Source organism: Nonomuraea jiangxiensis, from assembly GCF_900099965.1.
Classification (GTDB): domain Bacteria; phylum Actinomycetota; class Actinomycetes; order Streptosporangiales; family Streptosporangiaceae; genus Nonomuraea; species Nonomuraea jiangxiensis.
In genome coordinates, this window is record NZ_FNDJ01000005.1 from 199366 (window position 1) to 208891 (window position 9526).

Genomic DNA, 9526 nt, shown 5'->3' on the forward strand with positions numbered 1-9526 from the left:
TTTGGCGACGTGGCCCACTACTTCTCCGAGCAGCCGAAGACCGCGAGCAGGCCGGGTTCGGTCGATCTGGTCCTGCCCGATCTGCACCTGCGGCTGGAGACCGACAGCGGCGTGTTCTCGCCGGAGCGGGTCGACGTGGGCACGCGGGCCCTGCTGGAGAACGTCCCGCCGCCGCCGCAGGAGGGCGACCTGCTCGACCTCGGCTGCGGCTACGGGCCGATCGCGCTGACCATGGCCAGCCGGGCGCCCGGGGCGACGGTGTGGGCCGTCGACGTGAACCGGCGCGCCGTGGAGCTGACCGCGCGGAACGCCCAGGCCGCCCGCCTTGACAAAGTAAGGTCAGTGCATGTCGACGAAGTACCTGATGAAGTGAAATTTCGGGCAATCTGGTCTAATCCTGCGATCCGCATTGGGAAGCAGGCTCTGCACGAGATGCTCACCAGGTGGCTCGCCCGGCTGACTCCCGACGGCGTCGCCTACCTGGTCGTCCAGAAACACCTCGGCTCGGACTCGCTGCAGCGCTGGCTCGGCGAGCAGGGCTGGCACGCCTCCCGCGAGGCCAGCCGGGCCGCCTACCGCATCCTGAAGGTGACCCGATGAGAAGGCAACTGCGCCCCACCGATGTCAAGCGGCTCAACCGCACCTGGCGCAGGAACACCGGAAACCGCCTCAGCCTGATCATCGAGTCGGTCACCGGCCCGTTCAACATCGGCTCGATCTTCCGCAGCGCCGCCGCGTTCGGCGTCGACCAGATCTGGCTGGCCGGCAACGCCACCCCGCCGACCAACCCCAAGGCGGGCAAGACCGCGCTGGGCACCGAGCGGCTGGTCAATTGGCACGAGCCGGTGCCGGCCACCGAGGCCGTCAAGGCCGCCAGGGAGGACGGCTACACGGTGCTGGCGATCGAGCTGACCGCCGAGGCCGTGCCGCTGCACAGGGCCGACCTGGGCCGCGACGTGTGCCTGGTGGTGGGCAGCGAGGACCACGGCTGCTCCCCCGCGCTGCTCGACGCCGTCGACGGGGCCTGCTACATCCCGCAGGTCGGGCGGGTCGGCTCGTTCAACGTGGCGGTGGCCGCGGCCATCGCGCTGGCCGAAACGCGCCGCCAGGAGTGGCAGAATCTCCCCGATTCGTAACCGCACCGTTCACCCACGAAGGGCATACTTCAGGACGTGCTGAGCCGTCGATTCGCCTTTCTCGACCACCCTGGTCCGCTCGCCTTCGCACACCGAGGAGGCGCCGCCGAGGGCGCGGAGAACTCCGCGGCGGCGTTCGAGCGGGCGGTCCGGCTCGGCTACACCTACCTGGAGACCGACGCGCACGCCACCGCCGACGGCGTGCTGCTGGCCTTCCACGACCACACCCTCGACCGCGTCACCGACCGGCGGGGCCGCATCTCGGAGCTGCCCTACCGGGCGGTCCGCGACGCCCGGATCGGCGGGGTGCACGAGATCCCGCTGCTGGAGGACCTGCTCGGCACCTGGCCGGAGATCCGCTTCAACATCGACGTCAAGGAGGCGGCGGCCATCGCCCCGCTGGCCCAGGCGATCAGGCGTACCAACGCCTACGACCGCGTCTGCCTGACCTCCTTCTCCGACGAGCGGCTCGTGCTGGCCAGGTCGGCGCTGGGCCGCGAGGTGTGCTCGGCGCTCGGGCCGCGCGGCGTGGCCGCGCTCCGCGCCGCCGCCTCGACCTCCGGCTACGGCCGCATCCTGGCCCGCCTGACGCGCGCGGGCGTCCCGTGCGCGCAGGTGCCGGTGGGCTTCCGCGGCCTGCGCGTCACCACCGGCAGCCTCATCCGTACGGCGCACGCCATCGGCATGCAGGTGCACGTGTGGACGATCAACGACCCCGCCCACATGGAGCGCCTGCTCGACCTGGGTGTGGACGGCGTCATGACCGACAACGTCACCGGCCTGCGCGAGGTGCTGACCCGCCGCGACCAGTGGCATCCCGGCCGCAGGGCCGCGTAGCAGCGACACCCCCAGGACACGGCCGCACGGGCCGTCCCGAGATCCCGGCCGCACGGCCGTACACAGGAGCGATACGACATCATGCCGGTACCCGCACCCCCCGCGGCCCTCGACGACTCGCCCTCGGCCCGCCGGCGCGAGCAGCGCGGCTGGTACTTCTACGACTGGGCCAACTCCGCCTTCTACACCACGATCATCTCGGTCTTCCTGGGCCCGTACCTCATCCCGGTCGCCAAGACCGCCTCCTGCGCCCAGGACTTCCCGGGCATGGCCTCCGACCGGTGCGTGGCCGACTTCGACAAGCTGGTCGCGGCCAATCCCGGGCTCGGCTACGTCGACGTGCTGGGCGCCGACATCAGGCCGGTCGCGTACTTCGGGCTGATCACGACGGTCGCGGTGCTGCTGCAGATCGTGTTCCTGCCGATCGTGGGGGCGCTGGCCGACCACACCGGCCGCAAGAAGGAACTGCTCGGCGGGTTCGCCTATGTCGGCGCGCTGGCCGCGATGGCGCTGTTCTTCGTCGAGGGCGACCGTTACCTGCTGGGCGGCGTCCTGTTCATCGTGGCCAACCTGGCCTACGGCTCCTCGGTCGTGGTCTACGACTCGTTCCTGCCACAGATCTCCAGCCCGCAGGAGCGCGACGACGTGTCCTCGCGCGGCTGGGCCATCGGCTATCTCGGCGGCGGCCTGCTGCTGGCCCTCAACCTGGTGCTCTACCTGCAGCACGAGAGCCTGGGGCTGACCGAGAGCATGGCGGTGCGGATCTGCATGATGTCGGCGGGCCTGTGGTGGGCGACGTTCACCATCATTCCGCTGCTGCGGCTGCGCAACCGGCCCGTGCCGGCGCACGAGACCACGGCGCTGCGCTCGGTCGGGGGCAGCTTCCGCCAGCTCGGCCGTACGCTGGCCGACCTGCGGCGCTTTCCGCTGACGCTGCTGTTCCTGGTGGCCTACCTGGTCTACAACGACGGCGTGCAGACGGTGATCGGCAACAGCGCGGCCTTCGCCTCCGAGGCCCTCAAGCTCGAACAGGAGGTGCAGATCATCGCGATCCTGATGGTGCAGTTCGTGGCGTTCTTCGGGGCGCTGGCCCTCGGGCGGCTGGCCCGGAACTTCGGGACGAAGCGTACGGTGCTGGCGAGCCTGGTGGTGTGGACCGCGATCGTGGTGGCGGCCCTGTTCGTGGCCGAGGGGCAGGCGCTGCAGTTCTTCCTGATGGCGTTCGTGATCGCGATCGTGCTGGGCGGCACGCAGGCGCTGTCGCGGTCGTTGTTCTCGCAGGTGATCCCGAAGGGGCGGGAGGCCGAGTACTTCAGCCTGCTGCAGATCAGCGACAAGGGGTCGGCGTTCATCGGCTCGCTGACGGTCACGATCGCGCTGCAGCTGACCAACAGCTACCGGATCGCCATCGTCTCCATGGTGATCTTCTTCGTCATCGGCTTCGTCCTGCTGGCCCTGACGAACCTGCCGAAGGCCATCCGCGCGGCCGGCAACGAGGTGCCCGACCGGATCTGATCGCGGGGCTCAGGAAGGAGCGGACAGGATCATCGTGCCGGGGCCCTGAGCCGCTCCCGGGCCCCGCACGGCCGTCACCGTGTCCGCGGTGGCCGCACCGCCGCAGTGCGGGCAGGTGACGACCGGGGTGAACAGCTCGCCGCAGGAGTGCACCAGGAGCGCGGGCGGGCCGCCCGGCGGGGTGGACCAGCGGTCGCCCCAGGCCATCAGGGTGATCAGCGCGGGCACGACGTCACGGCCCGCCTCCGTGAGCACGTAGTCGTGGCGGACCGGACGCTCCTGGTAGGGCTCCTTCGCCACCACCCCGGCCGCGACCAGGTGGTCCAGGCGGCGGGCCAGCAGGTTGCGCGAGATCCCCAGGTCCTCGGCCAGATCGTCGAACCTGCGCACGCCCAGGAACAGGTCACGCAGGATCAGCGGGGTCCACGGCTCGCCGAGGACGCCGACGGCCTGGGCTATGGAGCAGTGCATCTCGCCGAACCTGTTCATGACACCAGGATAAAGGGTTGATAAAGTGAACTCATGACGGTTCACATTCAGGACTCACCCACCCTGGCGTACCGGCAAGCGGGCGAGGCCCACGACCTCGACGCACTCATGGCCACGCTCTCCGACGACGTGGCCTTCCACTCGCCGCTCAGCGGCACCGCCACCTTCGAGGGCAAGGAGCAGATCCGGGAGCTGTTCGCGGTCGTGCTGAGCGCCCTGTCCGGGATGCGCTACCAGACCGACGTCGGCGACGACCGGACACGGGCGCTGACGGCCACCGCCCGGCTGGACCGGATGGAGATCCACGAGTCGGCGCTCGTCCGGCTGGACGACGACGGCCTGATCAAGGACATCACCATGTGGGTGCGGCCGCTGCCCGCGCTGACCGCGATGATGGCCGCCCTCGGCCCCGGCCTCGCCCGTGCCACCGGCAGGCGGGGCCTGCCCCTGCTGGTCGGCGCGGCCGTCAGGCCACTGGCGGCGATGACCCGGCTCGGCGACAGGACCCTGGTCCCCCTCCTCACCCGCCGCCGCCCCCGCTAACCCCCGCTAGCGGATGTCACCGCTCCAAATCGAGAGCAGTGCTCTTGACATCGGCGCACCATGAGGAGAGCATTGCTCTCGCAACCGAGCGATGCCCTCCCCTAGGAGCACTGATGCCTGCACGTCTCACCTCGGCGGCCTTCGCCGCGAGCGGGGTCCTCTTCCTCGCCTATCCCGCCCTCCGCCCCTCCGGTGACGACGCCGTCGCCATGGCCTCCCCCGCCTGGGTCGCCGGGCACGCCGCCGCGATGCTCGGCTTCGTCCTGCTCGGCCTGGCGGTGCTCGGACTGCACCAGGTGCTCGGCGACCGCCTGTCACTGCGCGCCGCCGCCGTCACCTGGGCCGGGGCGGGCCTGACGCTGCCGTACTACGGCGCCGAGGACTTCGGCCTGAACGTGATCGCCCGGCGCTCCCTGCGCGACCAGGCGCCCGCGCTGATGGAGCTGGCCCAGGAGTTCAGGTACGGGCCCGTCGCGATCACCATGTTCGGCCTCGGCCTCGTCCTGCTCGCCGCCGGATCGGTGATGGCCGCGATCGCCATCTGGCGCACCGGCGTCCTGCCCAGGGCCGGCGGGATCGTCATGGCCCTGGGGTTCGTGCTCTTCATCCCGCAGTTCTTCGGCCCGTACCCGCTGCGGATCGCCCACGGCGCCCTCGTCATGGTCGGCTGCCTGTGGCCGGCGGTGGCGTTGGTGAAAGGCCGCGGGAAGCCGGCGCTCGCGGGCCGCTGACGGATCGCCGCACCGGACACAGAGATCTCTGGAGTCGCATTCCCGCAGGACCGCGGGCTATTGGAGGGCTGCCAGGAGAACCGAGGCTCCAAGCGGGATTGGATCACCCCGCGGGTGGGAATCCCATCACGGTATCAAGCGTTAGACACCGTGGGAGACAGACCCCCCACGCAAGGGGGCCCTGTAGGAGGCATTTAAACATGGGCGAGCGCGCGCTTCGTGGCACCCGGCTCGGGGCAACCAGCTACGAGAACGACCGTAACACGGATCTGGCCCCGCGCCAGGAGGTGTCCTACACCTGTCCCAAGGGCCATCACTTCGAGGTTCCGCTTGCCGCCGAGGCTGAGATCCCCGCGACCTGGGAGTGCCGCATGTGCGGCGCGACAGCGGTGCGCGTGGACGGCGAGCAGCCGGAGTCCAAGAAGACCAAGCCGCCGCGGACGCATTGGGACATGCTCCTGGAGCGACGGTCCATCGAAGACCTTGAGGAGGTGCTCAACGAGCGGCTCGCGGTCCTGCGGGCTCAGCGTCGTAAGAGCGCCTGACTTCTCTCACGGTGAAACCCCCGGGCTGCCGGCCCGGGGGTTTCGTTCTGCCCTGCCCTCAAGAAACCGAACTCACGAGGTGAGTCACGGCCCCCGCGAGGACGGTCAGCGCTCGCGGTCCTCGCGGATGACCTCGCCGTGCACCACGCGGCCGCCCTGCGCGCCGTCGTAGGTGCCCTGGGGGTCGCCCTGCCGGGGCGGGAACAGGTGCGCGTACGGCGAGGCGGCCGCCATCTTCTTGACCCTGCGGTCGAAGAACCAGGCCCCCACCCGCCGCATCAACGGCCGGGTGAACGGCAGCACGCACAGGAACCCGAACACGTCGGTGAAGAAGCCCGGCGTCAGCAGAAGCGCGCCGCCCACCAGCACCAGGCCGCCGTCGGCCAGCTCGCGGTCGGGCATCCGGCCGGACTGCAACGCCTCCTGGAGCGCCCGCCACGCCCGGCGCCCCTCACGGCGTACCAGCCAGGCGCCCAGCAGGCTGTCGGCGATGAGCAGGGCCACGGTCAGAGGCCCGCCGATCACCGAGCCGATCTGGATCAGCAGCCAGATCTCCAGCACGGGCACGACCAGGAAGGCCAGAAAGAGCAGGAGCCGCATCGTTTCCTCGTTTCCGCAACACGCGCGCTACTGCAGGAACAACGCCCGGCGACCGCCAAGCGTTCCGCCCCGGCACACGAACCCCGCCCGGGCCCCGCACCAGCCCCGGCTCCGGGCCGGATCCGCCCTGGCAGCGGGCCCGGTGACCGGATCACGGGCCGGCCGATCTCTCGGGCCTGGCCGCCTAGTCCCGGCCGCCGCCGCGCAGGCGCTTGGGCAGGCCCGTGACGCCCCACATGCCGATCCGCCACAGCGCCTCGGACATGACCTTGCCGCTCATCTTGCTCTTGCCCACCGTACGTTCCACGAACGTGATCGGCACCTCCACCACCCGCAGCCCGTGCCTGGACGTGCGCAGGGTGAGATCGACCTGGAAGCAGTAACCCTGCGACTCCACCCCCGACAACCCCACCTTCTCGAGAGTGGCGGCCCGGTAGGCGCGGAACCCGGCGGTCGCGTCGCGCACCGGGAGGCCGAGCATGACGCGGGTGTAGATGTTGGCGCCCTTGGACAGCAGCTCGCGCCGGTGCGGCCAGTTGACCACCTTGCCGCCGGGCACGTAACGGGAGCCGATCGCCAGGTCGGCGCCGTCGGCCAGCGCCTCCAGCAGCTTGGGCAGCTCCTCGGGCTGGTGGGAGCCGTCGGCGTCCATCTCGACCAGCACGTCGTAACCCTCGTCCAGGCCCCACCGGAACCCCGCGATGTACGCGGCCCCGAGCCCCTGCTTGCCCGGCCGGTGCAGGACGTGGACGTGATCGTCGGCGGCGGCGAGCTCGTCGGCGACCTCCCCGGTGCCGTCGGGGCTGGCGTCGTCGGTCACGAGCACGTGGGCGTCGGGCACGGCGGCGCGAACCCGCTCGACGATCATGGGCAGGTTGTCGCGCTCGTTGTAGGTGGGTACGACGACGAGCACCCGGCCGAGAGTCTCCATCATCCGTCGTTCCTCATCCGATCGCCTCGCCGCCTGCCACGCCACACGGCGACTCCGACCGCCGCCGCTCCTATCACCATCAATGCCCATTCGGGTAGTGCGCCCACCCTTGTGGCGATCGTTTCCTGAGTGCGAACGGGCACCTTGACCACATTCATGTCGGCCACCAGTTCGCGGGTCTGCCAGGAGACCTTACCGTCAGGTGTGACATATGCGGAGATTCCCGTGGTGGCGGCGGTGACGACGGCCCTGTTGTGCTCGACGGCGCGTATCTGGGACATGGCCAGCTGCTGCGGCGGCAGGTTGGACTCGGCGTAGGTGGCGTTGTTGGTCTGCACCACCAGCGGCGTGCCCCCGGCGCGTACGGTCTCGCGCACCGTGTCGTCGTAGGCCACCTCGTAGCAGTTGACCGCGCCGATCGTGACGGGCCCCAGCTTGAGGTCGCCCGGCTTGTTCCCCGGCACCGACTGCCTGCCGACCAGGTTGGCCCGCTCCGACAGCGCCAGCACGATGTCCTTGAACGGCGTGTACTCCCCGAACGGCACCAGACGCTGCTTGTCGTAATAGGCGCCCGGCCCGCTCGCCGGGTCCCACACGAGGCTGCGGGTGGCGCGCTCGTCGGAGCCGATGGCCACGACCGCCCCGACGAGCGTGGGCACGCCGACGTCGCGGACGGAGTCGGTGATGATCTCACGAGCGTATTCGTCGCGGTAAGGGTCGATGTCGGTGGAGTTTTCCGGCAGGACGACGATGTCGGGCTTGGGGAGCTTGCCCTCGCGTACGGCCTGGGCCAGCCGCTTCGTCTCGTTGGCATGATTGCGCAGGACGACGGCGGGTTCGTCGCCGAGGACGTACATGCCCCGGCCGGGGACGTTGCCCTGCACGATGCCGACGTTGATCGTCCGCCCCTCGTCGCCCGGCCTGGGGATCGTCAGGCTCAGCACGGGGATGGCCAGAGCCAGCGCCACCGGGACCGCCCTGCGCGCCACGGCGAACCCGGCCCCGGCCGGCCCCGCCTCGGCGGTGCCCTCCGGCGCGGGTGAGGCGGGGGCGTCCGCGCGCGAGGTGGTGCGGCGGCGCAGGGCGGCGGAGGGGCGTATCAGGGCCGCGTAGGCCAGCAGGGCGCCGCACAGGACGACGGCGAACGACACCAGCGGCGCACCGCCGAGCGCGGCGTAGGAGGTGAACAGCGTCTCGCCCTGGCTGAAGGCCACCCGCGCCCAGGGGAACCCGCCGATGGGCACCAGGCCCCTGGCCCACTCCATCGCCACCCACAACGCGCCGAACCACACCGGCCAGGCGGGCAGCCTGAACACCAGAGCGGCCAGCGCGGCCATGGCGGCGTAGAAGAGGCTTTCCACGCCGACCAGCAACAGCCAGACGTCATCGCCGATCGTCCGGACCCAGGCCAGGGTGGGCAGCAGGAACGCCACGGCGCTCAGGTAACCGAGCCAGGCGGCCCGCCTGGGGCGGGTGCCGTGCAGGGCCGCGACGATCAGGCCGATGCCGAGCGGCGCGCACAACCACCAGTCGAGCGGCGGGAACGCGGCGTAAAGGGCCACCCCACCGGCGACACCCGCCACCATCCGGGCCACCAGCACCCATCGTGACTCCCGGGCCGCTCGGGACACGGACTTAGCAGCGGCGGCCGCTCCCACGGCCTCACTCGCGACCCCGGCCCCAGCGGGCTCGGCCGCACCGGGCTCGACCGGAGTGGGCTCGACGGGAGCGGGCTCGGCGGCAGCACGCTCGACCGCACCGGGCTCGGCCGCAGCGCGCTCGACGGAAGCGGGCTCGGCCGCAGCGGGCTCCCGGACGTCCGCAGCGCTGCCGGCCACAGCGGGCGTTTCCAGGCCGGTCGTCTCGCTCAGGGCCGCGGCAGGCGGCTCCTCATCCGCGTCCGGCGCGGGCGTTTCCCCGCCGGACGCGCCATTCCCCACCACAACGGACACCGCCTCCCCGTCGGACGACACACCGTTCACCCCCGAAACGGGCGCGGCCCTGCCATTCACCGCCGGGGCGGGCGAGTCCGCCGTGGACTGGCCATTCACGGATGGGGCGGGCGGGTCGCCCTCGGTGGCGGCCGGGTGCGAGGGAGTGCCGTCGCCGCCCTGGACGGCGGCCTCGGGGACGGGGAGCCTGGTCGTGGCCGAGTCGCGCCCGGGCGCGGGCGGTAGGTTCGTCTTGTCCTGAACCACT

General features: G+C 71.2%; 11 protein-coding genes. 7 read left to right on the forward strand and 4 right to left on the reverse strand.

Annotation, left to right across the window (positions count from 1 at the left end):
• Positions 1-9 precede the first annotated feature (9 nt).
• The 4 genes from BLS95_RS13090 (at position 10) to BLS95_RS13105 (ending at position 3488) form a co-directional block, all read left to right on the forward strand.
• Entirely contained in the window at positions 10-600 is a 591-nt protein-coding gene (locus BLS95_RS13090; protein ID WP_090931215.1) for a class I SAM-dependent methyltransferase, read from the forward strand.
• The gene (locus BLS95_RS13095; RefSeq protein ID WP_090931216.1) at positions 597-1136 is read left to right on the forward strand and encodes a TrmH family RNA methyltransferase; all 540 of its coding nucleotides are present in this window, start codon (positions 597-599) and stop codon (positions 1134-1136) included. The genes BLS95_RS13090 and BLS95_RS13095 overlap by 4 nt, the downstream gene beginning before the upstream one ends.
• 39 nt (positions 1137-1175) lie before the next feature.
• Positions 1176-1973, forward strand: a complete 798-nt coding sequence (locus BLS95_RS13100) for a glycerophosphodiester phosphodiesterase family protein (protein ID WP_425434725.1) — start codon at positions 1176-1178, stop codon at positions 1971-1973.
• Between the two features lie 81 nt (positions 1974-2054).
• On the forward strand, positions 2055-3488 hold the full coding sequence (locus BLS95_RS13105; RefSeq protein WP_090931218.1) for an MFS transporter: 1434 nt from the start codon (positions 2055-2057) through the stop codon (positions 3486-3488).
• Between the two features lie 9 nt (positions 3489-3497).
• On the opposite strand, the gene BLS95_RS13110 is transcribed toward BLS95_RS13105, so the two are convergent.
• Positions 3498-3977, reverse strand: coding sequence for a winged helix-turn-helix transcriptional regulator (locus BLS95_RS13110; RefSeq protein WP_218135738.1), 480 nt, complete (start codon positions 3975-3977; stop codon positions 3498-3500).
• Between the two features lie 33 nt (positions 3978-4010).
• Here BLS95_RS13110 and BLS95_RS13115 point away from each other — a divergent pair, with 33 nt between their 5' ends.
• The 3 genes from BLS95_RS13115 (at position 4011) to BLS95_RS13125 (ending at position 5796) form a co-directional block, all read left to right on the forward strand.
• Positions 4011-4520 (forward strand): nuclear transport factor 2 family protein, encoded by a 510-nt coding sequence (locus BLS95_RS13115; RefSeq protein WP_090931219.1) that lies wholly within the window; start codon positions 4011-4013, stop codon positions 4518-4520.
• A gap of 113 nt (positions 4521-4633) precedes the next feature.
• Positions 4634-5251 (forward strand): hypothetical protein, encoded by a 618-nt coding sequence (locus tag BLS95_RS13120; protein ID WP_090931220.1) that lies wholly within the window; start codon positions 4634-4636, stop codon positions 5249-5251.
• Positions 5252-5451: 200 nt separating this feature from the next.
• Positions 5452-5796, forward strand: a complete 345-nt coding sequence (locus tag BLS95_RS13125; RefSeq protein WP_090931221.1) for an RNA polymerase-binding protein RbpA — start codon at positions 5452-5454, stop codon at positions 5794-5796.
• A 105-nt stretch (positions 5797-5901) separates the two neighbouring features.
• On the opposite strand, the gene BLS95_RS13130 is transcribed toward BLS95_RS13125, so the two are convergent.
• The 3 genes from BLS95_RS13130 to lnt all read right to left on the reverse strand — a co-directional run bounded on the left by BLS95_RS13130 (position 5902) and on the right by lnt (position 9525).
• Entirely contained in the window at positions 5902-6396 is a 495-nt protein-coding gene (locus BLS95_RS13130) for an FxsA family protein (RefSeq protein ID WP_090931222.1), read from the reverse strand.
• Positions 6397-6580: 184 nt separating this feature from the next.
• Positions 6581-7330: a polyprenol monophosphomannose synthase gene (locus BLS95_RS13135; protein ID WP_090931223.1), complete on the reverse strand. Its 750-nt coding sequence runs from the start codon at positions 7328-7330 to the stop codon at positions 6581-6583.
• Complete coding sequence (lnt, locus tag BLS95_RS13140; protein WP_245765020.1) at positions 7327-9525, reverse strand: apolipoprotein N-acyltransferase; 2199 nt, start codon at positions 9523-9525, stop codon at positions 7327-7329. Before lnt ends, BLS95_RS13135 begins: the two co-directional genes overlap by 4 nt.
• Between the last annotated feature and the right edge of the window lies 1 nt (position 9526).

Bases quoted from the DNA above. Each gene is read 5' to 3' on its own strand.
- BLS95_RS13095 (WP_090931216.1), top strand. From the start codon at position 597: ATGAGAAGGCAACTGCGCCCCACCGATGTCAAGCGGCTCAACCGCACC.
- BLS95_RS13105 (WP_090931218.1), top strand. From the start codon at position 2,055: ATGCCGGTACCCGCACCCCCCGCGGCCCTCGACGACTCGCCCTCGGCC.
- BLS95_RS13110 (WP_218135738.1), bottom strand. From the start codon at position 3,977: ATGAACAGGTTCGGCGAGATGCACTGCTCCATAGCCCAGGCCGTCGGC.
- BLS95_RS13115 (WP_090931219.1), top strand. From the start codon at position 4,011: ATGACGGTTCACATTCAGGACTCACCCACCCTGGCGTACCGGCAAGCG.
- BLS95_RS13120 (WP_090931220.1), top strand. From the start codon at position 4,634: ATGCCTGCACGTCTCACCTCGGCGGCCTTCGCCGCGAGCGGGGTCCTC.
- BLS95_RS13125 (WP_090931221.1), top strand. From the start codon at position 5,452: ATGGGCGAGCGCGCGCTTCGTGGCACCCGGCTCGGGGCAACCAGCTAC.
- BLS95_RS13130 (WP_090931222.1), bottom strand. From the start codon at position 6,396: ATGCGGCTCCTGCTCTTTCTGGCCTTCCTGGTCGTGCCCGTGCTGGAG.
- BLS95_RS13135 (WP_090931223.1), bottom strand. From the start codon at position 7,330: ATGATGGAGACTCTCGGCCGGGTGCTCGTCGTCGTACCCACCTACAAC.